Here is a 25,477-nt window from a genome sequence, read left to right on the forward strand (position 1 = left end):
TGGACATGGCTTCCGCTTCTTCCCAGGATGACGACGACGGCGCGCTGGTCGACGGCATCAATATCACGCCCCTGGTGGACGTCCTGCTGGTGGTCCTGGTGATTTTCATCCTGACGGCCACGGCACAGGTGTCCGGCATCAAGGTGGACCTGCCCAAGGCCAGTTCATCGGTGTCGCTATCGCAGGCCAAGACCAAGGCGATTTCCATCAATGACGTCGGCCAGGTGTTTCTGGATGCCTACCCGGTGACCCTGCCTGAGCTGGAGGACAGGCTGCGCACGGAAAAGGCACTGAACCCGGATTTCCCGGTCATCGTGCGCGGCGACCAGGTGGTGCAGTACGCCAAGGTGGTTGAAGTGCTGGATCTGTTGCGCCGGCTGGAACTGAGCCAGGTCGGCCTGGTGACCGGCAAGCCGCAATAACGGGGTGAGGCATTGTGACTGAGCCGAAAAAACAAGCTGCGCCGGCGCCCCGCGATGAATTCGCCGACCTGCTGGGTACTGGCGCGCAGGATGACGCACGCCGTGCGCGCCGGCGCCGCGCCGGCAAGCTGGTTGTTGCGCTGGTGGTCGTGGGCGTGCTGGGCTACGCCGTCTGGCAGTGGGCCAGCGGCCTGAGCAGCGTACAGCGCAAGGCGCCGGACATGACGGCGATCATCCCGCTGCCACCGCCGCCGCCACCTCCCCCCGAGCCTGAGCCGCCGCCTCCGGAGCCGGAAGAACCGCCGCCCGAAGAACTGGTAGAGCCCGAGCCTGAACCCGAACCCGTGCCGGCCGAGGAACCACAGCCGGAAGAAGCGCCTTCCCCTGCGGATGACATGGCTCAGGCCATGGAAATGGATGCCAGCGCGCAGGCCGGCAGCGACGCCTTCAATATCGCCGCCGGCAGTGGTCGTGGCATGGCTGGTAGCGGTGGTGGTGGGCGCGTTGGCAATGCCACCTACGGCCAGTACATGAGCTACGCGCTGCAGAAGATCCTGCGCGAAGACGAACGCACACGCACCCTGGCCTATCGCGTGCAGGTCAGCATCTGGCTGACGGAAACGGGGCAGGTGGCGCGTGTCGAGTTGGTCCGTTCCAGCGGCGACGCAGGCATAGACGCTAAGGTGATTGCCGCCTTGCGCGACGTGCCTGCCCTGGATCAGCGCCCGCCGGCCTCGCTGGCCATGCCGGTGCGTGCCGTTCTCAACAGCAGGCGGCCTTCATGAAGCTGTCATTCCGTCGCAACAAGATATTCCTTCCGGAGATTCTGAAAATGAAATTGCAACCGACCCGGCTGGCCTGCACCTTGGCGATCGCCATGGCGCTGGGCAGCGGCCAGGCGCTGGCCCAGGTAGCGGCCCCCTCGGACAATGCCACCATCAATCTGATCCGCCTGCTGGTGGAGCAGGGCGTTATCCAGAAAGACCAGGCCGAAGCGCTGGTCCGGCAGGCCGAGGCAGAAGCCGCGCAGGCGCGCGGCACGGCGGCGGCAGGCGTGCCGGTGGCGGCTACGGGTGCGGCCCTCGCCCAGCCTGGCGATGTGCGCGTGCCGTATATCCCCGAAACCGTGCGCGAGCAGATACGTCAGGACGTGCGCGCCGATGTCATGGCGCAGGCCCAGGCGGAAAACTGGGCGCAGCCCAATACCTTCCCGGACTGGGTGTCGCGCATTACCGTGGAAGGCGACATGCGAGTGCGCGACGAATCCCACTTTTTCGATGGCGGCAACAGCGATCTCATCATCAACTTCGCCAAGTTCAATTCCGCCGGCCCAACCTTGTTCAACGTCTATGACGACAGCGGCAAGCCGGTCTATGCGCACGACATTCCCTATCTGAACGCACGCAAGGACCGTCGCAACCAATGGCGCATCCGCGCCGGGCTGGGTGTGAAGGTGCAGCTCGCCGAGCAGTGGCAGGCGGGTATCCGCCTGGCCAGCGGCAGCACCAGCAGCCCGGTTTCCACCACGACGACGCTGGGCGGCGGCATGGAGAAAAAAGACATCTGGCTGGACCAGGCCTACCTGAAGTACAGCCCTGCCGATTGGGTCACGCTGACCGCAGGGCGTGCCGCCAATCCCTTCGTGTCCACCGATATGCTGTATGCCGGCGACCTGAATTTCGATGGCGTTTCGGCCGTGTTCAGGCATGCGCCGGCGGGCCGTCCCGTGACCTGGTTCGGTACGTTGGGCGCGTTCGCGCTCGAGTATGCCCATGGCCCCTTCAATTGGAGCGACATGAGCGAAGGCGACAGCGAGAACAAATGGCTGTTCGGCGCCCAGGCCGGCGCGGACTGGAAGATAAATGCCAGCAACACGCTGCGCGGGGCGCTGGCCTATTACTACTATGACAATACGCTGGGGCAGCTTTCCTCCCCTTGTGACCCGCTGACGGAATCCGCCTGCGATACCGATTGGTCGCGTCCCGCCTTCATGCAGAAGGGCAATACCCTGATGCTGCTGCGCGACTGGCAGCCATCCAGCACCAAGTCGTGGAACGAATACCAGTATGTGGGCCTGGCTTCCAAATTCAACCTGCTGGACCTGAACCTGCGCTGGGACACCCGCGTGCTCAATGGCCTGGGCCTGCGCGTCACTGGCAACTATGTGCGCAACCTGGCATTCAGCAAGCGCCGGATGGAAGAACGCAGTACTCGCCATGGTACGGATTTCATCGCGTCCAACGGTATCTACAACGACAACGATGTGCGCGTCGGAATCGACAGCGGTCCGAACGCCTGGCTGGTTCAGGCAGCGTTGGGCAATGGCTATGGCCTGAACGACAAGGGAGACTGGCAGGTGTTCGCAAGCTACCGCTACATCGAGCCGGATGCGCTGCCCGATGCCTACAACGATTCCAGCTTCCACCTGGGCGGTACCAACGCGCGCGGTTACATCATCGGCGCGGGCTATGCCTTCGAGAAAAACGTCTATGGCCAGCTGCGCTGGAGCAGCTCCAAGGAAGTCTCGGGCGCACCGTTGTCCATCGACGTCCTGCAGCTTGAAGTCAACGCACGGTTCTGATCATGATGAAACGTCCAGCCCCATTGATCGTTGGCCTGCGCGTGCTGGCGGCGGCGCTGTTCTGCGCCGCGCTGCCGGCGCAGGCGCAGAATGCGCAGAGCATGGAAGAGCGCCTGCGCACCCAGCTGCGTTCCACGACGCAGCAGTTGCAGCAATTGCAGAGCCAGCAGGCGCAGCTGAATGCGGCGATAGGCGCGGCCGAGGCGCAGCGCGATGCGGCCTACAAAGAGCGCGATAGCCTCAGGCAGGAGCTGGTGCAGGCGCGCCAGCAGGCTGGCCAGTTGCAATCGCGCCAGGATGCCGCCTACGCCAGCGCCCGCGCACAGGTTGCGGCCAGCCACGAACAGCTAGACAAGTACAGGCAAGCCTACGAAGAGCTGCTGGGCATGGCGCGTGCTGCCGAAACCCAGCGCAAGGCCCTGCTGGCCAGCCAGGAGGAAACGCAGGGCCAGCTTCTGGCCTGCACGCAGAAGAATGCACAGCTGTATGCCGCCGGCAAGGAAATCCTGGCGGCCTACGAGTCGTTCAGCACCGGCGCGGTGTTCTCCCTGCGCCAGCCATTCTCGCGCGAGGCCCGTGTCATGTTCGAAAACCAGGCGCAGGAATATGGCGACCAGCTGTACGACGGCCGATTCGATCCCGGACAGGCGGCAGCCCGGGCTGCCGGTGACTAGCGTCATGGCAGCGGCAGCGGTTCTTTTGTTGGTTGCTCCCTTCCTGTCTCCGCATGGATGCGGGGAACCCCTTTTTTCCAGACTGATGGATTTTCTCCCATGAACGATCTTTCCCTCATCCAGGCCATGTCGACCGCACGTCTGCAGGAATTGCTGCAGGACATGGGCTATCGGGTCACGCATTCAGAACAGAACGGCCAGGCGCAGTTGCTGAGCGCGGCCCAGGGCATCGGCTTTTCGGTGCGGCCCGGTAACCAGGCGCCCGCCGTTGGCGAGTTTGTCGACTACACCTTCGCCTGCGTCTTGCGTGTGCAGGGCGAGCTGCCCGACACCCTGGTCGGGCGCTGGAACGGCAGCAAGCGTTTCGCGCGTCTCAGTACCCAGGGTGACTTCCTGGTCATGGAGATGGACGTGGTGGTGGCCGGGGGCGTATCCGGCAATCACGTGCGCGCCATGATCGAGTTGTGGGACAGGCTGCTGCAGGAGTTTGTGCTGTTCTTGCGCCAGTTCGCCATGATGCAGGCGGATGCCGCCAAGGCCGATAGCGATCCCGAGGCCGCCATTGCGGCGACCTCGGCAGAGGCCGCTGCTGCCGGAACAGCTGCTTGAGCGGCCCGACCGGCAGCAGTTCGAATCATGCGCCAGGTCGGTCCAGGCCTGGACAGGAACAGGACGAGGAAGCCAGGATGAAACGGTTTGCAGGAATTTTTTCGACGCCCATGAAAATGCAACGTAGGGTGGCTGCCGTTGCCACGGCGATGGGCGGGCTGGTGCTGGCCGGTTGCGGCGATGCCGCAGGCAAGGCCGACACCCCGCCACAGGAACATGCTGTCAGTACGCCTGTGAGCGGGCCGGCGAGCCAGGTTGCAACCGTGGTCGCCAGCCTGGGTACGGTCTTCCTGACTGCTGATGAGGTTCGTGGCCTGCTGGCTGCCGTGCCGCCAGCCGAGCGCCAGCAACTGGCCGCAGACCGGCCGGCGCTGGACCGCCTGCTGCAGGCGCGGCTGGCAGAGAAAGCGCTGGCGCAGCAGGCCCGCAACCAGGGCTGGCTGGAGCGTTCGGACGTGAGCGAGATGATCCAGGCCGCCACCGAGCGCATCGTCTTGAGCACGTATCTGGAGTCGGTCAGCCAGGCGCCGGCGGATTATCCGTCCGCGCAGGAGCTGCAGGTGGCCTATGAGCAGAACCAGGCGCAATTGCAGGTGCCGGCGCGTTACCGCCTGAGCCAGATCTTCATTGCCGCCCCCTACGGCGATGCCGGCGCCGTGGAGCAGGCGCGCCGCCAGGCGGCGGATCTGGCGCGTCGGGCAGCCCAGCCCAAGGCGGATTTCGCCAGCCTGGCGCGCGAGTTCTCGCAGGACCAGACCTCGGCCGGGCAGGGCGGGGAGATCGGCTTGCTGCCATTGGCACAGGTGGTGCCCGAGCTGCGCGAGGTGATCGCAGGCATGAAGGCTGGCCAGATTGCCGGGCCGGTGCAGTTGCCGGCAGGCTTTCATGTGCTGAAGTTGCAGGAAATCCAGGCGGCCGGGACGCCGGCGCTGGCAGAGGTCGAGGATGAACTGCGCGCGGCCTTGCGGGCGCAGCGCCAGAAACAGGCTGCGCGGGCCTACCTGGATGGAATGCTCAATACCGGGACGGTCAGCGTGGATGGCAAGGCGCTGGCGGCGGCACTGGAATAGCCGGGCCTGGCTTGTGATAGGGCATAGCATAGGCCGGGGCCGGGACGCAAGATCGCCGTCGTAGGCAGGAAGCATCTTGCCAGGCGAGCCGCTGGCGCTTGAGCGAGGTCAAGTCCTGTCAATGTTCCGCCTGATCCGGGGCGCCTGCGGGCATAATGAAGGCATGTCGCCGGCATCAGCGCCGGCAATGGATTTCTGACACAGGAGGAACACCCATGAAATTCTCCAGGCAACCGTTGGCCGCCCTGTTGGCCGCCGCGCTACTTGCGGCAGGCGCCGCCGCAGCGCCGGACGCCGACGCCTGCACGCGGGTGGTGTATCACGGCATCGACGGTCAGATCGTGACGGCCCGTTCCATGGATTGGAAAACGGACGTCGCGACCAACCTGTGGGTATTTCCACGAGGAATGGAGCGCTCTGGCGAAGCCGGGCCGAACTCGCTGAAATGGAAATCCAGGTACGGCAGCGTCATTGCCTCGGGCTATGACATCTCCACCACGGACGGTCTGAACGAAGCCGGCCTGTCGGCCAGCGTGCTGTGGTTGGTGGAGTCCGAATACCCGACCTTTGATGGCGACAAGCCCGGGCTGTCCATCGCGGCATGGGCACAATACGTGCTGGATAATTTCGCCACGGTCGAAGAAGCCGTCAAGGTGCTGGAAACCGAACCCTTCACGCTGGTGACCGACAACGTGCCTGGCGAGAGCCGCCTGGCGACGCTGCACCTGTCGATATCCGACGCCAGCGGGGACAGCGCCATCGTCGAATACATAGATGGCAAGCAGGTGATCCATCACAGCCGCGAATATCAGGTGATGACCAACTCACCGACCTTCGACAAGCAGCTGGCGATGAATGAGTACTGGGAGCAGATTGGCGGCACCATCATGTTGCCGGGTACTAACCGCGCCTCCGACCGCTTTGCCCGTGCGTCGTTCTACATCAATGCCGTTCCCAAGACGGCCGACCGCCGCGAAACCATCGCCAGCGTGTTCAGCGTGATCCGCAACGTCTCCGTGCCCTATGGCCTGACTACCCCGGACCAGCCGAATATTTCGTCCACCCGCTGGCGTACCGTGGCAGACCAGAAGCGCCTGCACTACTACTTCGAATCGGCACTGACGCCCAATACCTTCTGGGTGGAACTGAACGAGCTGGACTTCTCCGAGAAGACCGGCAAGGTCATGAAGCTGGACCTGGGCCCGGACCAGAAGAATATCTTCTCCGGCAAGGCCAATGCCAGCTTCAAGGAAAGCAAGCCTTTCCCGTTCCTGGGGATCTGAACGCCGTTAGGTGGAAAAAAGAAGGCCCGGGCATGATGCGCGGGCCTTCTTCCGTCATTCCGTCCGCCAGGGCTGCTGCAAGTTGCCGGGCAGCCCACGGACCTGGCGTGCGCCTTACTGGCGGCTGGTCACTTCAACCAGGTGGTAGCCGAATTGCGTGCGCACGGGGCCTTGAACCACGTTGACCGGGGCGCTGAACACCACGCGGTCGAATTCCGGCACCATTTGGCCTGGGCCGAAGGTGCCCAGGTTGCCGCCGTCACGGCTTGACGGGCAGCTGGAGTTCTCGCGTGCTACTTGGGCGAAGTCGGCGCCGTTTTCGATGGCGGCCTTCAGTTCGTTGCACTTGGCTTCGGAGTCCACGAGGATGTGGCGGGCGCTGGCTTGGGTCATCTTTATTCCTTATTCAAATATCCGGGAACGAAGGCGGGAGCATAACGCATGTTTTCGCAGCGGTCGTCCTCGACGTTTGCCCGGAGCAGGGTCAATGCCGCCTGGATTCCTGTCTGGCAGGCAGGTCACCAGGCTATGTTAAGTTTCTTCTTTTTTCCTGGACGGTTCCGTGGATAACCTTCGTGATGTGGCCGGCGTGGATGCCGCCAGTACTTATGTCGCCGCAGGCGGCCATCGCCTGCGGCGTGGCGTATTCTATCGTTCCAATGCGCTGTCTCAGGCAGACGGCCGGGCCGGCTTGCTGGACAGCCTGGGCCTGAGCGCCATCTATGACCTGCGCACGCCCTCGGAAGTGGCGCGCCAGCCGGATGTCCTGCCGGCAGGTGCGGCCTATGTGCAGATCAATGTCCTCGGGGAGGACAACGTGGTGTTCGGCACCCTGTCCTCGGCGGCAGATACCGTGGCGGCGATGGAGCAGCTGCAGCGCGATATGGTGAAGGAAGCCAGGATGCGCGAGCGGCTGGGGCAACTGTTCGGCGCACTGGCCAATGGCGAGGACGCCCAGCTCTACCATTGCACGGGCGGCAAGGACAGGACCGGCTGGGTATCGGCGTTGCTGCAACTGCATGCTGGCGTATCGCAGGACGACGTCATGCACGATTATCTGCTGACCAACCAGCGCATGACGGCATTCATCGAGCAGAATTATGCGGCAGTGGCTGCCGAACACGGCAAGGCTGCCGCCGAGGCCATCCTGCCCGCGCTGAGCGTGCGCGAAAGCTTCCTGATGACAGGCCTGGACCAACTGCGCCAGGATTTCGGGTCGGTTGCCCGATACCTCGGGCAGGGCCTGGGCCTGGACGAGGCGACGCAGGACCGTCTGCGCACGCGTTTGCTGGCCTGAAGCCGCCAGGCGGCGGCGCGGACGAATCCATCAGGGGCGGGTCATGATGAGCGGTCCGCCCCCGACTGCCTTTCAACAGGAACAGGCACAGCCTGCCAGGATGCCGGGCGTCATAGTCCGGTCTGGCGGCGTACGGAATCCTCGTGCAGGGATTCATTCAACTGGTCGATGATGATGGCCCAATCGCCGTCCGATTTGTATTGTTCGGACAGGAACTGGCGCTGGGCATCGTTCCAGTAGGAGGCATCGACCAGATGCTTGCTGGAGGGAAGCTGGTGCTTGCCGATGAAGTCGGCAATGCCTGATTCGCTGGCATCCAGGCCCAGTTGCAGGAACAGGTTGGTCATGCGAGGCGTAGCTGTCTTCATCGCGGGCTCCTAGTCAGGGCGGGAAATATCGGTTTGCCGGGCCAACGGGCGGCGCCGGGGCTTGTTATCCGGACTATAGCCTGTTTCCGGCGGCGGGCAAGCGCCGGGAAACCAGGGGCGGCCATCCCCCAGGCTCAGTAAAACAATGAAACCGTTGCCCGGGCTGGCTGTGCTAACGTGATTGGCAGCCCCACTGTTTGCGGGCGGTGGCGCCAGGCCGGCGCCACAGGCAGGCATGTTCAATGAGGAGGACTTTCACATGAAGCGTATCGTCTTGAGTACCCTGGCGGGAGTGTTGCTGGCTGCCGGCACGGCAGCGCAGGCACAGACTGCCGTGGCGCCGGGCCTGAAACTGTCGCCGGAACAGATGCAAAGGCTGGACAAGGACAAAAGCGGGGATGTCAGCCGGCAGGAATACCAGGAGTTCATGGAAGCATCGTTCACGCGCCTGGATGCCAACCAGGATGGCGTGCTGGACCGCAGCGAATTGCCGGCCAACGTGACTGATGAACAGTTCGCTGCCATGGATGTCAATCGTGATGGCAAGGTGACGCGGGCTGAGTTCATGAATCAGGTCCTGGCCGATTATGACGAGGCGGCGCGCCAGGCAGCCCATTAGGCAGGTATCCCATCAAGCAGGTATCCCATCAAGCAGGCAGCCCCCGTTATGCGGGTAATCCGTTAAGCAGCCGTGCGCTGGCGATAGCGGCGGCAAGCGTTCCGCCAGGCCGGGCAGGAAGATAGCCTGCCCGGCCTGGCTGTTTTTGGTTCACACCTGCCGGGAGCGCGTCAGCAGCCAGAGCAGGTAGACGCCGCCGACGATGCCTGTCATGCGCCCGATGGGAATGGCCATGGCCAGCGGGATATGCTGGATCAGCAGGTCGGCGACCACCAGCAGCAATGCGCCCATGGCTGCAGCGCTGATGACGGGCAGGTGGCGTGCGCGGGTCAGGCGCAGTGCCAGTTGCGGTGCCGCCAGGGCGACAAAGGCGATGGGGCCGGCCGCCCCGGTGGCCAGTGCCGCCAGGATGACGGCGTAGGTGATCATCAATACGCGGGTGCGTTCCACGCGTATGCCCAGCTGGCTGGCGAGGTCGTCGCCCATCTCGGTCAGGTGCAGGGTGCGTGCCGACAGCAGGATCAGCGGAATCAGCACCAGGGTGCCTATCATGACCGGCAGTACGTGTTGCCAGGTACGGGCATCCAGCGAACCGGCCAGCCACAGATTGGCCATCACGGCATTGTCCAGCTTGCCCTTGACCAGCATCAGGCCATTGAGCGCATTGAGAATTGCGCCGACACCGATACCGACCAGCACCAGGCGGTAGCCGCCAACGGCACCGCCACGCAAGGCCAGCAGGTAGACGGCGGCGGCGGTGAACAGGCCGCCGAGCACGGCCGACAAGGCAACGGCCAGGCTGCCTTGGTCGAAGACGATGATCTGCATCAGCGCACCCGTGGCAGCCCCCGTGGTGAATCCGATCACGTCTGGTGAGCCCAGCGCATTGCGGGATACCGATTGGAACACCGCTCCCGATATGCCCAGCGCGGCACCTGCGAAGATCGCGGTCAGCACGCGCGGCAGGCGGATGTTCAGCACAATGCGCTCGCCCATGCCGCCGTCGCCCCGACCCAGCAGGATATCCGCCACTTGTCCGAGCGACAGCGCGACGCGGCCGCTGCTCATGGCGAAGGCAGCGCAGGCCAGGATCAGGAGCAGCAGCAGGCAGGTCACGACGGCCAGCCGGGGCTGCATGACGAATGAGGCGTGGCGGGTGCGCCAGACCGGCGTGCTGAGCACGCGGCGCGCCGTTCGGGAAACAGGGGAGCTTGCGTTCATAGCTGGGCGATTTTGCGTCGGCGCACCAGCGCCACGAAGAAGGGGCCGCCGATGAGGGCGATCATGATGCCGACGCCGACTTCCCCTGGCGGCGCGATCAGGCGTCCCAGGATATCTGCCGCCAGCATCAGGATGGCGGACAGCAGCATGGCGTAGGGCAACAGCCAGCGATGGTCGGGACCGATGATGAAACGGGCCAGGTGGGGCGCGGTCAGGCCGATGAAACTGATGGGGCCGACGGCAGCCGTCGCGGCGCCAGCCAGGACGATGACGGCGGCGGAAGACAGGACCCAGACGCGCCCGGTGGCCGCACCCAGCGCATGGCTGAGGTCTTGCCCCAGGGCGGCGATGTCCAGGGATTTGCCCAGCGTCATGGCGATGCCCAGGCCCGCGAAAATCAGCAGCGACACCGGTAGCAGCACTGCGTAGCCGCGTCCTTGCAGCGAGCCTGCCGCCCAGTGGCGGAACTGGTTGAAGGCTTCGTCCGTGCTGTTGACCGTGATGATCTGGGTGATCGCCATCAGCACGAAGGTCAGCGCCGCGCCGGCCAGCACCAGCCGCACCGGGTTGACGCCGTGGCGCACGCCGCCCAGCAGATAGACGGCGGCGCCCGCCAGGGCCGCACCCAGCAGGCCGAACCACATATAGATGGAAATATCCTCGATACCCAGCACGGCAATGCATAGCGCGATGGCAGCGGCGGCACCGGCATTGACGCCCAGGATGCCGGGATCGGCGAGCGGGTTGCGTGTCAGCGCCTGCATGATGACGCCGGCGACGCCCAGGGCGCAGCCCGTCAGGATGGCCAGCAGCGTGCGCGGAATGCGCAGGTGCAGCATGATGAGCTGGTTGTTGTCGGCCGGGTCCAGGTGGAACACCGCATCCCAGGCCAGGGCCGGCGTCAGCATCTGGGTGCCTACCGCCAGGCTGGCTACGCAGCACAGCAGCAGGACGGCGCCGCAAAGCAGCAGGCCGTTGCGCCGCTGGCGCTGCCGGCGTAAGCTGCTGTTACTGGCCAAACCGCTTCACCATGTCGTTGACGATTTCCGTGGCACTGTAATAGTCGATGCGAAACGAGTTCGCGCCCAGGCCGTAGACCTGGCCCGATTTCACCGACGGCAGATTGGCCAGCACCGGGTCCTTGAGGAAGGCATCGCGGCGTTCATCGCCCACGCGCAACAGGAAGGTGGTTTCCGCCTTCAGCTGGGGCAGCTTTTCATAGGGCGCCCAGATGAAGTCGTGGTTGACGTCGGCATTGCTCTGCCAGGCCGGGTTCGGGGCCTCGATGTCGAAGCCCAGCGCCTGCAGCAGGCGGCCATGCGCGCCGGTGCGGGTGCCCAGCGGGTTTTCCATGGAGGCGCCGTTATAGCTGATGATGTTGGCCTGGCCTGCCGGCAGCTTGATCTTGTCGCGCGCGTCGGCAACAAGCTGATCGAAGGCCTCGATTCTGGCTTCGGCCTGATGTTCCAGGCCGGTGGCTTCGGCCAACTGACGAGCCAGGTCCTGCCAGGATCGCCGGCCATAGTCGAGTACGATGGTCGGGGCGATCTGGCGCAGGCTGGCGATATGCTCGAGCGCGGAATCGGCGCCGCTGGTCGCCACCACGATCAGGTCGGGTGCGTAGGCATAGGCGGTTTCAAGGTCCACACGGCCGGCGGGCCAGGCTTTTTCCAGGTTGCGTGCCTTGGCTACCTCGGCCCATTGGGCGAAGAACTGGCCATTGGCTGCCGTGGCGCTGGCCACGACGGGCGCATCTATGGCCAGCAGGGTGCCGGTGATGGTGGGCGTGGTGGAAAGAATGCGCTTGGGCTGGGCAGGAATATGCGTGATACTGCCGTCGGCATTGTGGAAGTCACGGGGCCAGGGCTGGGACGCCGTGGCGGCTTCGGCCGCAGCCTCGGTTCCGGCCTGTGCCGGGCGAGCCAGCAGCATGAGCAGGGCCATCAGCATCAGGCCGAATGCGGCAAGGGATTTCTTCGTGCGCATTGATATTCCGGGCAATAGGATCAGGAAGCCTGGCGCCGGGCGGCAGGCACTTGCAGTATCTATAATTGTAATGTTTTTCATTATGATGGACCGGCTGCGGGGCGTCTGGTCCGGCAGGATAGGACTCTATGACCACAGGCCAGGGCGCCAGCCATTTCTCTTCGTCACCGGCATCTGCCGGCATTGCCGCCGCGGCTTCTGCGGCCGGCACGTCTCCGCTGCGCGGCGAGGCCCTGACCCTGCGCTATGAATCGCGCCTGATCGCGGAAAACCTGACAGTTGATATTCCGGCCGGCAAGGTGACGGTGATCGTCGGCCCCAATGCCTGCGGCAAATCGACGTTGCTGCGCGCGTTATCGCGCCTCCTGGTTCCTGTGAGCGGCCAGGTGCTGTTGCATGGCAAGGATATCCGCAGCTATGCGCCCAAGGCCGTGGCGCGCCAGTTGGGCCTGCTGCCGCAGAGCGCGGTGGCGCCCTCGGGCATTTGCGTGGCGGACCTGGTGGCGCGCGGGCGTTTCCCGCACCAGACCATGTTGCAGCAATGGTCCGTGGAAGACGAAGCGGCGGTAAGCAAGGCGATGGCAGCCGCACACGTGGAAATGCTGGCGGAGCGTGCGGTGGATGAGTTGTCGGGCGGCCAGCGCCAGCGTGTCTGGCTGGCCATGGTGCTGGCGCAGGACACGCCCATCATGTTGCTGGACGAACCGACGACGTATCTGGATATCGCGCATCAGATCGAGGTGCTGGATCTTTGCCAGCGGCTCAACCGTACCGAAGGGCGCACGCTGGTCATGGTGCTGCACGACTTGAACCAGGCGGCGCGCTATGCCGATCACATCATTGCGATGAAGGCCGGGCGGATCGTCGCATCGGGCCATCCGCACGAGGTCGTGACACCCGCAGTGGTCGAGGAGGTTTTCGGCCTGAGTTCGGTGGTGATCGACGACCCCGTGACCCATACGCCGATGGTTGTGCCCATCGCCAGTACCGGCAGCCGCCAGGATACCGCCAGGGCGGCGGGCGCGTGATTCAGCCCTGGCCGGACAGCGCCAGGCGCATGGCGCAGCGCCGGCCGGCAGGCAGGCCATGGGCGGCTTCTTCCTGCAGGATTGCCGCCAACCGCGCGTCCAGCGCCGCTGCTGGCACGGGATCGAAGCCCAGGCGCTGGTAGAACGGTGCGTTCCAGGGCACGTCGCGGAATGTCGTCAGTGTGAGACAGCGCAGCCCGCGGCTGCGCGCGGTGTCGATGGCATGGGCCAGCAGCGCCCGGCCCAGCCCCTGGCCCTGGTGAGTGAGGCTGACAGAGAGCTCCCAGATGTGTAGTTCCTTGCCTGTAATTTCGGCACAAAGGAAACCGGCAGCCTGGCCGTCGGCATCCAGCGCCACCCACTCCGTGCCCTGGCGGATGAATGCTCGGTGGCGCTCCTCAGGCATGGCATCGCCGTCCGCCAGCCAGGCGAGATCGGGAATTTGCAGGAAGGCCTGGGCGGCCGAGCGTTCTATGGCCTGGAGCGCGGGCACGAGGGCCGTGTCTGCTGGACGGATGGCAATCATCGCGGGATGTTCCTTGGGGTGGGCAAGGCCAGAATTGTCGCATCCGGCGTGGTATCGGCAAGTCCGTGGCCGGGCGGGACGGCCCGGGCCGTTTATTTCCATGGCGCGCCCAGGCGCCTTGAGCTACAGTGCGCCGGTGGCGAATGCGCCACTTTTGCGGATCTCCGATGAAAAAAACCGACCTAGAAAAAAACAAGGCCCTGAAGCTCATGGGCAAAATGCAGGCGGCCGTGCCGCCTGGGCGCTATGCTGGCGCTGCTGTCCTGGACCGCCGCGAACAGCGGCGGCTGGATCAGGCTGCCGGACTGGTGTCCTTCCCCGTCAAGTTGCGCCAGCCTGTCATCGACGCGTTACGGGCCAGGGCGCAGGCCGAGGGCGTGGGTGTCAACGAATTGCTCGATACCCTGCTGGCGCAAGCGCTGAAGGATTGAAGCGCTTGCGCCGCTGCCGCTACTGGAACCGGTATCCCGCGTTGATCATGAAGGTCCAGTTGCGGCCGGCCGCAGGCTCGTAATAGCGGCTGTTGCTTTCGTTGACGATCACCGAACCGATGTAGCGCTTGTCGAACAGGTTGTCGACCCGGGCCAGCAGGTCCAGGTCCCAGGCGTTACGGGTGATCCTGTAGCCGGTGTAGAGCGCCGCTACGGCGTATCCCGGTGCGTGCGCGCTGTTGGCGGTATTGGCTTCGATATTGCCCATGGCGCGCCATTCCGCACCGGCCTGCCAGCCCTGTTCCGGCATCCAGCGCAGCCCGGCATAGCCGTTATGGCGGGCGACGCCTGGAATGCGCTTGCCGTCGCTGCCCTGACCGGAATGGCGGAAGGCAGCATCCAGGTAGGTATAGCTCAAGGTGAATTGCAGATCCTGCACCAGGAAAGCCTGCCAGGACAGTTCAGCGCCATTGCGGCGCGTCTTGCCGGCATTGCGGAAGGTGGCGCGGCCGCCGCTGCTGCCGGCGCTGACGATTTCATCTTGTGTATCTATGCGAAACAGCGCGGCGGTCAGCAGACCGCCCAGGCTGCCGGTCTTGGCACCGATCTCGTAGTTGCGGCTGGTGGACGGGCGCAGCGCCAGATTCAGGCCGCCGGAGCCATCCGGGCGATAGGAAATCTCATTGAAAGTCGGGGTTTCGAAACCCTTGCCGAACGACGCGTACAGGCTGCTGTCCGCGCCCAGCGCATAGCGTGCTGCAAAGACCGGCAGCCAGGCGCTGTAGGAGCTCTTGCCGCTGTCGTCGCCATTTTCCAGGTAGCGGTCGCGGGACCGGAAACGCACTTCACTGCGGCGCAGACCGCCTTCCAGCAGCCAGCGGTCGCTGATGTCCCAGCCGGCCTGCAGGTAGACATCCATGTCGCGCAAGGTATTGCGTTCCTTGCGGCGCAGTTCGCCACGCGTGCCCAGGTCAGTCGGGGCGGTGGCGCTGCCCTGGAAGTTTTCATAGCCGCGCCGGTCTTCGTTCATATGATCATAGGCGCCCCCGATGGTCACGGACAGCGGCTGCCCCAGCAGGCTGGCCTGGTGCGTGGCGCGCAGGTCGATACCGGCAAACCCGCGTTCCAGGTCGATGACGCCGCCTGCGTGCGTGGCAGGTTTCTGGGTTGCAGGAGGGATCGCCTGGTACTGGGCGGTGCGGCGTTCGCCGGCATAAACCATGGCCTGCAACTGCGTGTCAGTAGACAGCGACTTTTCATAGCGCAGGCCGATCTGGGATTGCCGGGTGCTTTTGCGGGTATTGAACTTGAGTGCATTGGGCGTGACGCCGCGAGGATCGTTTTCCACGTCTTCGGCGCTCAGGCCCAGCGGGTCGTCGGCATGTATCAGCGCATAGCTGGCCAGCAGACTCAGGCGGCTGGCATCCGCGAATGCGAAATCAAGCCTGGCGTTGCCCTGGTTCTTGCTCATTTCGCTATGGTCGCGCCATCCGTCCAGCGTCTGGCGGCTGGCGCTGACGTTGTAGTTGGTCAGGCCCACGCTGGATTCCGTGGCAGCGCCGGCCTGCAGACCGTAGCGGCGCAGTCCATAGCTGCCTGTTGTCAGGCTCGCGGCCGGGCGCAGCGTGCCGCTGCCCTTGGCGGTTTCCACCATCAGGACGCCACCGGAGGAGTTGCCGTACAACGCCGAGTACGGGCCGCGCAGCACTTCCACGGTGCTGGCTGATGTCAGGTCGATATTGGACAACTGTGCCTGGCCGTCGGGCATGGTGGCCGGAATCCCGTCCACGTAGATGCGCACGCCGCGTACCCCGAAGGTGGAGCGGGCGCCAAAACCCCGAATGGAAATCTGCAGGTCCTGGGCCGAGTTGTTGCGGTCCTGCACCTGGATGCCCGGCACGCTGGCCAGCCCTTCGGACAGCTTGAGCGCCGGCCTGCCAGTGTAGAGGTCGGATTCGTTGAGCTGGCTGATTGAGGCGGGAGCGTCGAGGATAGCGCGTGGCCCCAAGGTACTGATGACTTCGATGGCAGGCAACTGCGCCACTTCCGGCGTACTTGCCGGTGTACTGGCCGGCGGCGGGCTGTCGGCGTCGGCGGCAGGCGCCGCCTGGGCCGCCTGCACGGCCATGAGGGACAGAAGAGTCAGCGTAAGGGGTGTTTGCCTGGACATCGCTATAGGGAACTAGGGTGAGGAAAAAGGATTCGGCTCAGGGCACCTGCGCATGCAGCAATTGCTCGATTTCCGCCTGCCTGTCGGGGCGGACCAGACGCGCCGCTTCCTTGCCGTCGCGCAGCAAGACCAGCGTGGGCCAGAGCTTGACGCCGAAAGCGCGGCCCAGCGGCCGGCCCTTGCCGTCTTCGACGCGGATATGCCGGATGGATGGAAAGCCGGCCAGTGCGGCATCGACCGGTGCGCGTGCGGCCTGGCAGTAGCCGCACCAGTTGGTACCGAAATCGAGCACGACGGCACCCGGCAATTGCGCGGCAGCCTGTGCCGTGAGCTTTTCCGGCAGGTAATCCTGGGTGGACGGAGCGGCCTGCATGTCAGAACTCCGCCGTCAGCGGGTCGGGGCCTATGCGGCCGTCGGGGGTGTCCAGCGCGGCGATGGCCGACCTGTCATCGGCGTCGAGCCGGAACGAAAAGACATTGAAGTTTTCTGCGATACGGCTGGGCGTCACGGATTTCGGGATGGCAATCAGGCCGTTGTCCAGGTGCCAGCGGATGATGACCTGGGCCGGCGTGCGGCCGTGTTTCCTGCCAATGGCCGTGATGACCGGGTCGTCCAGCAGCGTGCCTTGGCCCAGCGGGCTCCAGGACTGGGTGGCGATGCCATGCCGGGCATGGAAGTCGCGCAATGTGCGTTGCTGGAAGCGCGGGTGCAGTTCGATCTGGTTCAGCACGGGCACCACGCCGCTGTCCTGGATAAGCCGCTCCAGGTGTTCTGCGGCGAAGTTGGAAACACCGATGGAGCGCACCCTGCCTTCTTCATGCAGCCGCCGCATGGCCCGCCAGCTCTCCAGGTACAGGTCGCGAGCAGGGGAGGGCCAATGAATCAGGTAGAGGTCGATGTCGTCCAGGCCCAGCCGTGCCAGGCTGGCGTCGAAGGCTTTCAGCGTGCTGTCATAGCCCTGGTCGGTATTCCAGAGTTTGGTGGTGATGAATAATTGACGGCGCGGCAGGCCTGCCGCCCGGATGCCTGCGCCCACGCCGGTTTCGTTTTCGTAGACGGCGGCGGTGTCGATATGGCGGTAGCCCGCGGCCAGGGCAGCCTCCACGGCAGGGCCGGCCTGGTCATCCGGTGTACGCCAGACACCGAGGCCTAGCTGGGGAATGCGATTCTGGTCATTCAGGACGATGCGCGGCTGGGAATCCATGACGGGGCTCCTGGGAAATAGGCGATATGCCAGTGGTGGCTTTGACATGTGAAGCGTGCAGGCCACGGTACCATGCCGTACGGCATCGGGCTGGGCAAGGCCATGCATATTGGCGGGTCTTGCGGCGGCCGTCCGGCGGGCGCTGTTCCGGCCCGGCTGTCTTGCCCATGGAATGCCACGCTGAGTTTCACGGTTTTACAGGCCCGGTATTGCCGCGCTGCGTCATGGGTTCTGAATGACACAAAATAGTACTGTACGGTACAGTACAGGATTTGCTGCGCAAGCGGCAACTGGTTTTTTGCACCGGTCGTGGCCGGGCACATCGTCTGCAAGAGCGTCTGCACGAGGCTTGCAGCCTGGCGCAGCAGCCATTTGGCAGGTGCTTCACGGGAAGGGGCAATGGTGCCCCTGAGTCCTTACGACGTTTCCCTTTTCATTGGTGATCTTGAATATGACAACAGCTAAAGCTGATTCGGAGACCAGCACTAAGCAGCGGCGCTGGCCGCTGGCGCTGTTTGGCGCCATATTGGCCGTGATCGGCCTGGTGCTGGCGGTGGGCGGTATCCAGCTCGCCGCTTTGGGCGGTTCCTGGTATTACATCCTGGCGGGCGCAGCCCTGCTGGTGGCGGGCGGCTTGCTGGCGGCCCGCCGAGTGGCAGGCGCCTGGCTGTTCGGCCTGACCGCCGTGGCGACCGTGGTATGGGCGCTGGCCGAAGTCGGCCTGAACTTCTGGATGCTGGTGCCGCGCCTGGCACCGTTCCTTGTGTTGGCCTTTGTGCTGGCGCTGCTGTTGCCGCAACTGCCGGGCGTGCGCTCGCGTCGTGTGCCGCATCTGCTGGCGGGCGTACTGGGCCTGGGCCTGGTCGCGGGCGGGGTGGCTGTATTCCAGCCGCATGGCGTGATCCAGGCCGCGGCTGCGCCCAAAGTGCAGCGCAACTCCGCGACGGCCGGCGTGGGCGGGGACTGGCAGCATTATGGCCGGACACCGGCAGGTACCCGCTTTGCCCCGTTCGACCAGATCAACCCGGGCAATGTCGACCAGCTTGAGGTCGCCTGGACCTACCGAACGGGCGAAATTGCGGATGGCGCCTCGGAATTCCAGAATACGCCGCTGCAGGTGGATGACACGGTATTCGTGTGCACACCGCTCAACAAGGTCATCGCCTTGGATGCCGAGAACGGTCAGGAGCGCTGGAAATTCGATCCCAAGGTCGAAGATCGCAAGACCTGGAACCGTTGCCGCGGCCTGGGCTACTACGAGCCTGCCAAGGTCGAGCAACCTTATGCGTTTGCGGAAGACCTGGATTGGCAGCAGTCGCATCCGGCGGCGCCTGGCGGCAATGGTACTTGCGCCAGCCGTATCGTGATGACCACGATCGACGCCCGCCTGCTGCAGATCGACGCCAAAACGGGCGAGCTGTGTGAGGATTTCGGCCAGAATGGCGCGGTCGACCTCACCGTCGGCATGGGCAAGGTCGATTACGACAACGTGCTCTGGTACTACCTGACCTCCGCACCGACCGTTGTGCGCAACATGATCATCATCGGCGGCTGGACATTTGACGGCCGGTCGGTGGATGAGCCTTCCGGCGTGATTCGCGCTTTCAGCGCCGATTCCGGTGAATTGCTGTGGGCCTGGGACATGGGACAGCCGGAAATCACGAAGCTGCCTCCCGAGGGCGGCAGCTATTCGCGTTCGACCCCTAACGTCTGGTCCACGCCGGCTTTTGACGAGGAACTGGGCCTGGTTTACCTGCCGACAGGTAACCAGCAGCCTGATTTCTGGGGCGGTCATCGTCCGGAAACCACCGAGAAGCATTCGTCTGCCGTGGTGGCGCTGGATATCCTGACCGGCCGCGAACGCTGGACGTACCAGACCGTGCATCACGACATCTGGGACTACGACATTGCGGCCCAGCCGGCGTTGTATGACATTCCGGATGGCAAGGGCGGCGTGACGCCGGCGCTGGTGCAGCTGACCAAGCGTGGCCAGATCTTCCTGCTGGATCGCCGTGACGGCAAGCCCTTGGCTGAGGTGGAAGAACGTCCCGTGCCGCAAACGGTTGCCGCCGGGGATTGGGTCGCCAAGACCCAGCCGTATTCGGTCGGCATGCCCGCCCTGGGCGCCGAGCCGTTGACCGAAGCCGATATGTGGGGCGCCACCTTCTTCGACCAGCTGGCGTGCCGCATTGCCTTCCGCAAGCTGAACTACGAAGGGGAATTCACTGCGCCGTCGACCAAGCCGACCCTGCTGTATCCCGGCTATTACGGCGGTTTCAACTGGGGCAGCGCAGCCATAGATGAAGACCGTGGCTATCTGTTCCTCAACGATATCCGCATTCCGCAGGTTGTGACGCTGATCCCGCATTCGGAAGTGGACGAAAGCAAGCTGGTGGCAGGCCATGGCGTAGGCAGTACCTATCCCATGCAGGGTACGCCATTCGTGATCGACCACGAGGCCTTCAATTCGCCGCTGGGCATTCCTTGCAATGCGCCGCCCTGGGGCGTGTTCGCTGCCGTTGACCTGAATACCCGTCAGCTGGTGTGGCAGACGCCGGCAGGTACGGTCGAAGATGCCGTCGTGAATGGCGTCAAGGCCAATCTGCCGGTGCCGCTGGGCATGCCCACGCTGGGCGGCGGTGTCAGCACGGCTTCCGGTATCGTGTTCTATGCCGGCACCCAGGACTACTACCTGCGCGCGCTGGACATCGCCACCGGCGAAGAGCTGTGGAAGGGCCGCATGCCGGTGGGAGGCCAGGCCACCCCGCTGAGCTACGTGGCGCCGCAGAGTGGCCGCCAGTTCGTGGTCATCGCGGCAGGCGGTGCGCGGCAATCGCCAGATCGTGGCGATTACGTGATAGCTTATGCGCTTCCCAAGAAGCCATAAGTTGCCCTGACCCTGCCATGCCCAAAGTCTCTGTCGCCACGAAATCCCAACACAAGAAAGTCCCGGCGACAGAGCGGGGCAGGCAGCGGCAGCAGCAATTGCTGCACGTTGCCTGCGAGCATTTTCTCAAGCATGGCTATGCCGCCACCAGCCTCGATGCCATCGTGACCGAGGCGGGCGGTTCCAAGGCTGCGGTCTATCATCATTTCGGCGGCAAGCAGGCTTTGTTTGCCGCCGTCATCGAACAGCTCTGCGCTGAGTTCCTGGCCCAGCTTCGGGCCATAGACGTATCGGGTGTCACGCTGGCCGATGGCCTGCGCACCATCCTGCAGGAACTCGTCAATGTCGTGGCCAATGCCCGCCACGTCGCCTTCTATCGCCTCGTCATTGCGGGTTCCAAGCGTTTCCCCGAAGCCGGGCAGACCTGGTACGAGCATGGCCCCATGGTGTGGTTCGATGTGTTCATGCGGCTTTTCGACATCCAGGAACGCAAGGGCCAGATTCGGGCCGATGCGCCCAAGGCGGTGGTGGCGGGCATCCTGTTCGATGCTGTGCTCAGTTTCCTGACGACCCAGTTCGTTATTCTGGGCAAGCCGATAGACAAGCGGCTGGCCGAGCCTGTCATTGAAGCGCTGATCGCCATGGCGCAGAGCCGCCTGGCGCCATCCTGTCGCTAGCCTTTGCGCGGCAGGCCTGCCTGAACCAGGCCGGTCAGCCCATCCCCCCGGACACGTCCTCCGGGGCCGGGCGAACGTGGGTCGGAAGCGCGTGTCAGGCCATGGCTGACAGGAACTGACGCAGTTCCGGTGTTTGCGGTGCGTTGAACAATTGCGCCGGCGTGGCGGTTTCGTGTACGCGGCCCTGGTGCATGAAGACGACGCGGTCGCTGACCTTGCGGGCGAAATTCATTTCATGGGTCACCATGATGATGGTCATGCCTTGTCCAGCCAGGTCTTCAATGACATGCAGGACTTCACCCACCAGTTCCGGGTCCAGCGCCGACGTGATTTCGTCGCACAGCAGGACTTCCGGCTCCATGGCCAGTGCACGGGCAATGGCCACGCGCTGCTGCTGACCACCAGAAAGCTGGTCAGGCATGCTGTCGATCTTGTCGGCCAGGCCGACGCGCGTCAGTAGCACCTGGGCCCGCTGGCGAGCTTGCGCGCGCGGCATGTTCATGACCAGCATGGGTGCCAGCATGACGTTGCGGCCCACGCTCATGTGCGGGAACAGGTTGAAGTTCTGGAAGATCATGCCGACATCTTTGCGCAGTTCGCGCATCGCGGCCGGGTCGTGGGCACGCAGGGCCTGGCCATGCACGGTCAGATTGCCGGCCTGGAAGCTTTCCAGGCCGTTGATGCAACGCAACAGCGTACTTTTGCCCGAACCGCTTTTGCCGATGATGGTGACGACTTCGCGGCGGTGTATGTCCAGATCCACGCCTTTCAGCACTTCATTGTCGCCGTAGCTTTTGCGCAGGCCCTGGATGGCAACCAGCGGAATGGAGGAACTGTTGCCGGTGGCTGGATGGGGTAGCTTGGGGGTAGGCATGAGGGGCTCCTGTTGTCGGCTGCAGGGATGGGTTCAAGGGCGGGGAGCTGGCCGGCGCATGCTGTGTTCCAGATGGCGCGACCAGAGCGAGACCGGGTAGCACAGGGCGAAGTAGAGCAGGGCGACGCAGCCGTAGATCAGGAAGGGCTGGTGCGTGACATTGGCCATCATTTGCCCGGCCTTGGTGATTTCCACGAAGCCGATGACGGAGGCCAGCGCTGTTCCCTTGATGACCTGGACCAGGAAACCGGCGGTAGGCGCCAGGGCCATGCGGGCCGCTTGCGGCAGGATGACGTGGCGCAGTTGTTCGTAGCGGTTCAGCGCCAGGCTGCTCGAAGCTTCCCACTGGCCCCGGGGAATGGACTCCACGCAGCCGCGCCAGATTTCGCAGAGAAAGGCGCCCGCATAGAGCGCCAGGCAAAGGCCGGCGGCCAGTAGCGGCGGGGTATCCAGGCCCAGCATGGGCAGTCCGAAATAGACCAGGAATAGCTGCATAAGCAGCGGTGTGCCCTGGAATATCTGTACATAAAGCTGGATGCAGCGGCGTGGCCAAGGGTTTGCGCCTAGACGCAGCACAAGCAGCAGCAAACCCAGGGCGCCGCCGCCGATGAAGGCGAGCAGCGACAGCAGTACGGTCCAGCGCAGGGCCAGCAGGAGTTGCCAGGCGATGGCGGAAAAAGGGAAGTCGATCATGATGGCGGCACCTGTAAGGTTCTGGCGCTCAGCGGCCGAAGATCCAGCGCGGACCCAGCCAGTTCAGCCCCTGGCGCAAGAGGATGGCCAGCAGCAGGTAGACAGCGGCAATGAGGATATATGCCTCGAAATTGCGGAAGGTCCGGCTGGAGATCAGGTTGGCGCTGTAGGTCAGTTCTTCCATGGAGATCTGGCTGCATACGGCAGAACCAAGCATGACCAGGATGATTTGCCCCACCAGGGCGGGCCAGACCCGCTTGAGCGCGGGCGGCAGGACAACATGCGCAAACACCTGCCAGCGGTTCAGCGCCAGGCTTTGCGCAGCTTCGATATGACCCCTGGGCGTGGCCTGGATGCCGGCACGCACGATTTCCGTACAGTAGGCGCCCAGGTTCAGGCTCAGTGCGAGCACGCAGGCGGCTTCCGTGCTGAGTTTTACGCCTAGCGCGGGCAATCCGAAAAAAATGAAGAAGAGCTGGATGATGAAAGGAGTGTTGCGGGTCAGTTCCAGGTAGATGCTGGTGGCTACCCGCGCTGGCGTATTGCCATGCACGCGCAGCCAGCCGCCGGCGATGCCGATCGCGACCCCCAGCGGCGTGGAAATGGCTGTCAGCAACACGGTCAGCAGCAGGCCCTGGAGCAGCAGCGGCCATTGGGCCAGGACGGGCAGGAAGTCTGAAAGCATGAGGCGGGGCTCCTGGCGGCGGAAGGCCTGCGTGGCAGGCATCCTGAGGGAGCATGGCTGGCGCTGGTCGGCCGCCTGCCATGCATGGTCTGGCGGGATCAGAGCGGCAATTCGCCGGTGCTGCGGCCCAGCCACTGCTGTGACAGCGTTTCCAGCGTGCCGTCCTGCTTGGCCTCCAGAATGATGGCGTTGAGCTGTGCGCGCAAAGCATCCTCTCCCTTGCGCACGGCGATGAAGCAAGGCGAGTCTTTCAGCAGCAGCTTGTACTCAGCGTTCAGCTGAGGGTTCTTCTTCAGCACGACATCCGCCATGGATGCCCCCGTGACCAGCAACTGGTTCTGTCCTGATACGAAGGCCTGGACCGTCGATGCATCATCCTCGAAGCGTTGGATCTTCAGGCTTTTGGGGGCGAGCTGAGTGATGAGGTCGTCCTGGATGGTGCCGCGCGTGACGGCCGCGCTTTTGCCTGCCAGGTCTTCGATGGTTTCGATTTTCAGGTCGGCAGGGCCGTACACAGCCTGGAAGAAGGGTGCATAGGACGAACCGAAATCTATGACCTGGGCGCGTTCCGGGTTCTTGCCCAGGGTTGAGATGATGACGTCTATCTTGCGAGTTTGGAGGTAGGGAATACGGTTCGGGTTGGTTACCGTGACCAGCTCCGCCGCGACGCCCATTTTTCCGGCGATATGCCGGGCCAGGTCGATTTCCAGGCCCTGGGGCTGGAAGTCAGGGCCAATGAAACCATAGGGAGGAAAGTCTCCCGCGATGCCGACGACCAGGGTTTTCTTGTCGAGGACGCGGTTCAGCGAGTCGTCGGCGCTGGCATTGCCGGCATGCATGAGCATGGCGCAGCTGGCGGCCAGGGTGGCGATGAAGGCGGCGGTCCGGGAAGTGAGGCGGGCTGTCATGGCAGAGTTCCTTGCTGAAGCGAGGGTGAGGAAAGGTTTGCTGATGACAGGACACAAGCAAATGCCGTGCCAACTCCGGAAAAAAACTGGCATCCATCGTGCTAGTGGATGGAATGGGTGTTCCATTTCTCCTTGTGGGTGAAATGGAAATTCCAGGACGGGCGGGCGCGACGTTCGTGCCGGGCCAGGGTGAAATGCCAGGCCGGAGCCGCCTGGACGAGGCCCATGGCGGTGCGTTTTGCACCCCATTGACAGACATCAGGCACTGGAATGGTGCGCTATTGAATGACAACAGGCATGGCGGACGGAGAGCGACATGGGGTACGACAGCAGGGATCATGCAGGGTCAGGCGGACGCCAGGAGCCTGGGCGTGAGGCGGAGGGGGGCGGAGCCGCGCCAGGGTCGTTGCGGGGACGCATTCTGGGCCAATGGAACGGACTGTCGGTGTCCGAGCGCAAGCTGGCCAGCCTGCTGATGCAGCCGGGCTTTTCCATGGCCGGCTTCCAGGCGGCGGAACTGGCGGCGATGGCCGGCGTGTCGCGCGCCTGCACGGCGCGTTTTTTCCAGAAACTCGGGTACGAGGGCTTTCAGCAGGCGCGGCGCCAGGCGCGTGACCAGGATGGCAATTCGCCGCTGGACCGCACGGCAGCCGCCATGGGATGCGGGCTGGGTAACACGCCGGGCCCGAACCCGGAACCCGCCTGGGGCAGCTATATCGCAGCGGAGCAGGAGCAGTTAGGCCTACTGCAGCAAAGCCTGCAGCCGGGGCAACTGACCCAGGCGGTAGAGTATCTGTTCCGCGCGCCCAGGGTGTTTGTGTTGGGTTTGCGTGCCAGCCACGTGCTGGCCTGCTATGCGCAGGCCTTGTGGCTGCAGTTGCGCCAGGACGTCTTCGTGCTGGGAGATGCCGCTGGCAGGCCCAGCGAGTTGCTCAGCCAGCTGCGGCCGGGAGATTTGCTGGTCGTCGTTGATTTCCGGCGGCGGGCCAGCCAGCTGCTGCCTTTGATGGAGGCCGTGGCGCGGCGCCGGGTCAGTCAGTTGCTGATTACCGACACCGCCATGTCGGACCTGGTGCCCCGGGCGGCGCTCACGTTGTGCTGCCCGAATGCCAGGCGGCATGTTTTCGATTCACACCTGGCGGCCTTTGCGCTGATCCATTTCCTGGCGGTCGAAATGGCGTCGGCCTATCCGGCCGAGGTTCGCGGGCGGCTGCGGGATATCGAGGATTTGCACCGCCAGCTGGGCGACCTGGCCTGAACCGT

The 25,477-nt window shown here is 64.2% G+C and carries 27 protein-coding genes; 14 read left to right on the forward strand and 13 right to left on the reverse strand.

The genetic code is table 11. The features are described 5' to 3' along the window. Positions 1-5: 5 nt before the first annotated feature. The 7 genes from ACEW7X_RS03965 (at position 6) to ACEW7X_RS03995 (ending at position 6,639) form a co-directional block, all read left to right on the forward strand. The gene (locus ACEW7X_RS03965; RefSeq protein WP_068372060.1) at positions 6-422 is read left to right on the forward strand and encodes an ExbD/TolR family protein; all 417 of its coding nucleotides are present in this window, start codon (positions 6-8) and stop codon (positions 420-422) included. A 14-nt stretch (positions 423-436) separates the two neighbouring features. Continuing rightward, complete coding sequence (locus ACEW7X_RS03970) at positions 437-1,207, forward strand: energy transducer TonB family protein (protein ID WP_238591388.1); 771 nt, start codon at positions 437-439, stop codon at positions 1,205-1,207. Positions 1,208-1,254: 47 nt separating this feature from the next. After that, positions 1,255-3,003, forward strand: a complete 1,749-nt coding sequence (locus tag ACEW7X_RS03975) for a putative porin (RefSeq protein ID WP_068372066.1) — start codon at positions 1,255-1,257, stop codon at positions 3,001-3,003. 2 nt (positions 3,004-3,005) lie between these two features. Then, complete coding sequence (locus tag ACEW7X_RS03980; protein ID WP_253103539.1) at positions 3,006-3,677, forward strand: DNA repair protein; 672 nt, start codon at positions 3,006-3,008, stop codon at positions 3,675-3,677. Positions 3,678-3,776: 99 nt separating this feature from the next. After that, positions 3,777-4,286, forward strand: a complete 510-nt coding sequence (locus ACEW7X_RS03985) for a YbjN domain-containing protein (RefSeq protein WP_253103537.1) — start codon at positions 3,777-3,779, stop codon at positions 4,284-4,286. A 110-nt stretch (positions 4,287-4,396) separates the two neighbouring features. After that, positions 4,397-5,356 (forward strand): peptidylprolyl isomerase, encoded by a 960-nt coding sequence (locus ACEW7X_RS03990; protein ID WP_420177624.1) that lies wholly within the window; start codon positions 4,397-4,399, stop codon positions 5,354-5,356. Between the two features lie 215 nt (positions 5,357-5,571). Then, the gene (locus ACEW7X_RS03995; protein ID WP_068371763.1) at positions 5,572-6,639 is read left to right on the forward strand and encodes a linear amide C-N hydrolase; all 1,068 of its coding nucleotides are present in this window, start codon (positions 5,572-5,574) and stop codon (positions 6,637-6,639) included. Positions 6,640-6,753: 114 nt separating this feature from the next. On the opposite strand, the gene ACEW7X_RS04000 is transcribed toward ACEW7X_RS03995, so the two are convergent. Then, positions 6,754-7,032, reverse strand: coding sequence for a peptidylprolyl isomerase (locus ACEW7X_RS04000; RefSeq protein WP_068371766.1), 279 nt, complete (start codon positions 7,030-7,032; stop codon positions 6,754-6,756). A 169-nt stretch (positions 7,033-7,201) separates the two neighbouring features. Between ACEW7X_RS04000 and ACEW7X_RS04005 the strand changes: the two genes are divergently transcribed. After that, a complete protein-coding gene (locus tag ACEW7X_RS04005) occupies positions 7,202-7,936 on the forward strand; it encodes a tyrosine-protein phosphatase (protein WP_420177625.1) in 735 nt (244 codons plus the stop codon). A 110-nt stretch (positions 7,937-8,046) separates the two neighbouring features. Here the strand turns inward: ACEW7X_RS04005 and ACEW7X_RS04010 are convergent, their stop codons facing one another. After that, the gene (locus tag ACEW7X_RS04010; protein WP_068371773.1) at positions 8,047-8,304 is read right to left on the reverse strand and encodes a DUF2789 domain-containing protein; all 258 of its coding nucleotides are present in this window, start codon (positions 8,302-8,304) and stop codon (positions 8,047-8,049) included. A 259-nt stretch (positions 8,305-8,563) separates the two neighbouring features. Between ACEW7X_RS04010 and ACEW7X_RS04015 the strand changes: the two genes are divergently transcribed. Further along, positions 8,564-8,923: an EF-hand domain-containing protein gene (locus ACEW7X_RS04015; RefSeq protein WP_134838123.1), complete on the forward strand. Its 360-nt coding sequence runs from the start codon at positions 8,564-8,566 to the stop codon at positions 8,921-8,923. A 150-nt stretch (positions 8,924-9,073) separates the two neighbouring features. On the opposite strand, the gene ACEW7X_RS04020 is transcribed toward ACEW7X_RS04015, so the two are convergent. The 3 genes from ACEW7X_RS04020 to fepB are packed head-to-tail and all read right to left on the reverse strand — an operon-like array spanning position 9,074 to position 12,130. Then, on the reverse strand, positions 9,074-10,144 hold the full coding sequence (locus ACEW7X_RS04020) for a FecCD family ABC transporter permease (protein WP_130487260.1): 1,071 nt from the start codon (positions 10,142-10,144) through the stop codon (positions 9,074-9,076). Then, positions 10,141-11,163: a FecCD family ABC transporter permease gene (locus ACEW7X_RS04025; protein WP_420177626.1), complete on the reverse strand. Its 1,023-nt coding sequence runs from the start codon at positions 11,161-11,163 to the stop codon at positions 10,141-10,143. The genes ACEW7X_RS04020 and ACEW7X_RS04025 overlap by 4 nt, the downstream gene beginning before the upstream one ends. Then, positions 11,153-12,130 carry a Fe2+-enterobactin ABC transporter substrate-binding protein gene (fepB, locus tag ACEW7X_RS04030; protein ID WP_083969620.1) on the reverse strand — a complete coding sequence of 326 codons (978 nt, stop codon included), beginning with the start codon at positions 12,128-12,130 and terminating at the stop codon, positions 11,153-11,155. The genes ACEW7X_RS04025 and fepB overlap by 11 nt, the downstream gene beginning before the upstream one ends. Positions 12,131-12,258: 128 nt before the next feature. Here fepB and ACEW7X_RS04035 point away from each other — a divergent pair, with 128 nt between their 5' ends. After that, entirely contained in the window at positions 12,259-13,158 is a 900-nt protein-coding gene (locus tag ACEW7X_RS04035) for an ABC transporter ATP-binding protein (protein ID WP_083969621.1), read from the forward strand. 1 nt (position 13,159) lies between these two features. Here ACEW7X_RS04035 and ACEW7X_RS04040 read toward each other — a convergent pair whose 3' ends face one another. Beyond that, positions 13,160-13,684, reverse strand: a complete 525-nt coding sequence (locus tag ACEW7X_RS04040; protein ID WP_420177627.1) for a GNAT family N-acetyltransferase — start codon at positions 13,682-13,684, stop codon at positions 13,160-13,162. A 167-nt stretch (positions 13,685-13,851) separates the two neighbouring features. Between ACEW7X_RS04040 and ACEW7X_RS04045 the strand changes: the two genes are divergently transcribed. After that, the gene (locus ACEW7X_RS04045) at positions 13,852-14,115 is read left to right on the forward strand and encodes a hypothetical protein (protein ID WP_068371782.1); all 264 of its coding nucleotides are present in this window, start codon (positions 13,852-13,854) and stop codon (positions 14,113-14,115) included. Positions 14,116-14,134: 19 nt separating this feature from the next. On the opposite strand, the gene ACEW7X_RS04050 is transcribed toward ACEW7X_RS04045, so the two are convergent. From ACEW7X_RS04050 to ACEW7X_RS04060, 3 genes are all read right to left on the reverse strand, one after another. Further along, a complete protein-coding gene (locus ACEW7X_RS04050) occupies positions 14,135-16,243 on the reverse strand; it encodes a TonB-dependent receptor family protein (RefSeq protein WP_420177628.1) in 2,109 nt (702 codons plus the stop codon). A 79-nt stretch (positions 16,244-16,322) separates the two neighbouring features. Next, the gene (locus ACEW7X_RS04055) at positions 16,323-16,658 is read right to left on the reverse strand and encodes a thioredoxin family protein (protein WP_083969622.1); all 336 of its coding nucleotides are present in this window, start codon (positions 16,656-16,658) and stop codon (positions 16,323-16,325) included. A gap of 1 nt (position 16,659) precedes the next feature. Further along, complete coding sequence (locus tag ACEW7X_RS04060; protein WP_420177629.1) at positions 16,660-17,490, reverse strand: aldo/keto reductase; 831 nt, start codon at positions 17,488-17,490, stop codon at positions 16,660-16,662. Positions 17,491-17,941: 451 nt separating this feature from the next. On the opposite strand from ACEW7X_RS04060, the gene ACEW7X_RS04065 reads away from it, so the two are divergent. Next, complete coding sequence (locus ACEW7X_RS04065) at positions 17,942-20,377, forward strand: membrane-bound PQQ-dependent dehydrogenase, glucose/quinate/shikimate family (protein ID WP_253103527.1); 2,436 nt, start codon at positions 17,942-17,944, stop codon at positions 20,375-20,377. A gap of 17 nt (positions 20,378-20,394) precedes the next feature. Then, entirely contained in the window at positions 20,395-21,054 is a 660-nt protein-coding gene (locus tag ACEW7X_RS04070) for a TetR/AcrR family transcriptional regulator (protein WP_127773314.1), read from the forward strand. Positions 21,055-21,148: 94 nt separating this feature from the next. Here ACEW7X_RS04070 and ACEW7X_RS04075 read toward each other — a convergent pair whose 3' ends face one another. From ACEW7X_RS04075 to ACEW7X_RS04090, 4 genes are all read right to left on the reverse strand, one after another. Then, on the reverse strand, positions 21,149-21,928 hold the full coding sequence (locus tag ACEW7X_RS04075) for an amino acid ABC transporter ATP-binding protein (protein ID WP_420177630.1): 780 nt from the start codon (positions 21,926-21,928) through the stop codon (positions 21,149-21,151). A gap of 33 nt (positions 21,929-21,961) precedes the next feature. Then, positions 21,962-22,621 carry an amino acid ABC transporter permease gene (locus ACEW7X_RS04080; RefSeq protein ID WP_068371797.1) on the reverse strand — a complete coding sequence of 220 codons (660 nt, stop codon included), beginning with the start codon at positions 22,619-22,621 and terminating at the stop codon, positions 21,962-21,964. Between the two features lie 28 nt (positions 22,622-22,649). Next, a complete protein-coding gene (locus ACEW7X_RS04085; RefSeq protein WP_068372084.1) occupies positions 22,650-23,306 on the reverse strand; it encodes an amino acid ABC transporter permease in 657 nt (218 codons plus the stop codon). A gap of 98 nt (positions 23,307-23,404) precedes the next feature. Beyond that, complete coding sequence (locus ACEW7X_RS04090; RefSeq protein ID WP_068371800.1) at positions 23,405-24,214, reverse strand: transporter substrate-binding domain-containing protein; 810 nt, start codon at positions 24,212-24,214, stop codon at positions 23,405-23,407. 406 nt (positions 24,215-24,620) lie between these two features. Between ACEW7X_RS04090 and ACEW7X_RS04095 the strand changes: the two genes are divergently transcribed. Then, on the forward strand, positions 24,621-25,472 hold the full coding sequence (locus tag ACEW7X_RS04095) for a MurR/RpiR family transcriptional regulator (protein WP_420177631.1): 852 nt from the start codon (positions 24,621-24,623) through the stop codon (positions 25,470-25,472). Positions 25,473-25,477 lie beyond the last annotated feature (5 nt).

This window comes from Kerstersia gyiorum (assembly GCF_048595715.1).
Lineage (GTDB): Bacteria > Pseudomonadota > Gammaproteobacteria > Burkholderiales > Burkholderiaceae_B > Kerstersia > Kerstersia gyiorum.

Excerpts from the sequence above, each read along its gene's own strand:
- ACEW7X_RS03965 (WP_068372060.1), top strand. The coding sequence starts at position 6 with ATGGCTTCCGCTTCTTCCCAGGATGACGACGACGGCGCGCTGGTCGAC.
- ACEW7X_RS03975 (WP_068372066.1), top strand. The coding sequence starts at position 1,255 with ATGAAATTGCAACCGACCCGGCTGGCCTGCACCTTGGCGATCGCCATG.
- ACEW7X_RS03980 (WP_253103539.1), top strand. The coding sequence starts at position 3,006 with ATGATGAAACGTCCAGCCCCATTGATCGTTGGCCTGCGCGTGCTGGCG.
- ACEW7X_RS03985 (WP_253103537.1), top strand. The coding sequence starts at position 3,777 with ATGAACGATCTTTCCCTCATCCAGGCCATGTCGACCGCACGTCTGCAG.
- ACEW7X_RS03990 (WP_420177624.1), top strand. The coding sequence starts at position 4,397 with ATGAAAATGCAACGTAGGGTGGCTGCCGTTGCCACGGCGATGGGCGGG.
- ACEW7X_RS03995 (WP_068371763.1), top strand. The coding sequence starts at position 5,572 with ATGAAATTCTCCAGGCAACCGTTGGCCGCCCTGTTGGCCGCCGCGCTA.
- ACEW7X_RS04000 (WP_068371766.1), bottom strand. The coding sequence starts at position 7,032 with ATGACCCAAGCCAGCGCCCGCCACATCCTCGTGGACTCCGAAGCCAAG.
- ACEW7X_RS04010 (WP_068371773.1), bottom strand. The coding sequence starts at position 8,304 with ATGAAGACAGCTACGCCTCGCATGACCAACCTGTTCCTGCAACTGGGC.
- ACEW7X_RS04015 (WP_134838123.1), top strand. The coding sequence starts at position 8,564 with ATGAAGCGTATCGTCTTGAGTACCCTGGCGGGAGTGTTGCTGGCTGCC.
- ACEW7X_RS04020 (WP_130487260.1), bottom strand. The coding sequence starts at position 10,144 with ATGAACGCAAGCTCCCCTGTTTCCCGAACGGCGCGCCGCGTGCTCAGC.
- fepB (WP_083969620.1), bottom strand. The coding sequence starts at position 12,130 with ATGCGCACGAAGAAATCCCTTGCCGCATTCGGCCTGATGCTGATGGCC.
- ACEW7X_RS04035 (WP_083969621.1), top strand. The coding sequence starts at position 12,259 with ATGACCACAGGCCAGGGCGCCAGCCATTTCTCTTCGTCACCGGCATCT.
- ACEW7X_RS04040 (WP_420177627.1), bottom strand. The coding sequence starts at position 13,684 with ATGATTGCCATCCGTCCAGCAGACACGGCCCTCGTGCCCGCGCTCCAG.
- ACEW7X_RS04045 (WP_068371782.1), top strand. The coding sequence starts at position 13,852 with ATGAAAAAAACCGACCTAGAAAAAAACAAGGCCCTGAAGCTCATGGGC.
- ACEW7X_RS04050 (WP_420177628.1), bottom strand. The coding sequence starts at position 16,243 with ATGGCCGTGCAGGCGGCCCAGGCGGCGCCTGCCGCCGACGCCGACAGC.
- ACEW7X_RS04055 (WP_083969622.1), bottom strand. The coding sequence starts at position 16,658 with ATGCAGGCCGCTCCGTCCACCCAGGATTACCTGCCGGAAAAGCTCACG.
- ACEW7X_RS04060 (WP_420177629.1), bottom strand. The coding sequence starts at position 17,490 with ATGGATTCCCAGCCGCGCATCGTCCTGAATGACCAGAATCGCATTCCC.
- ACEW7X_RS04065 (WP_253103527.1), top strand. The coding sequence starts at position 17,942 with ATGACAACAGCTAAAGCTGATTCGGAGACCAGCACTAAGCAGCGGCGC.
- ACEW7X_RS04070 (WP_127773314.1), top strand. The coding sequence starts at position 20,395 with ATGCCCAAAGTCTCTGTCGCCACGAAATCCCAACACAAGAAAGTCCCG.
- ACEW7X_RS04075 (WP_420177630.1), bottom strand. The coding sequence starts at position 21,928 with ATGCCTACCCCCAAGCTACCCCATCCAGCCACCGGCAACAGTTCCTCC.
- ACEW7X_RS04080 (WP_068371797.1), bottom strand. The coding sequence starts at position 22,621 with ATGATCGACTTCCCTTTTTCCGCCATCGCCTGGCAACTCCTGCTGGCC.
- ACEW7X_RS04085 (WP_068372084.1), bottom strand. The coding sequence starts at position 23,306 with ATGCTTTCAGACTTCCTGCCCGTCCTGGCCCAATGGCCGCTGCTGCTC.
- ACEW7X_RS04090 (WP_068371800.1), bottom strand. The coding sequence starts at position 24,214 with ATGACAGCCCGCCTCACTTCCCGGACCGCCGCCTTCATCGCCACCCTG.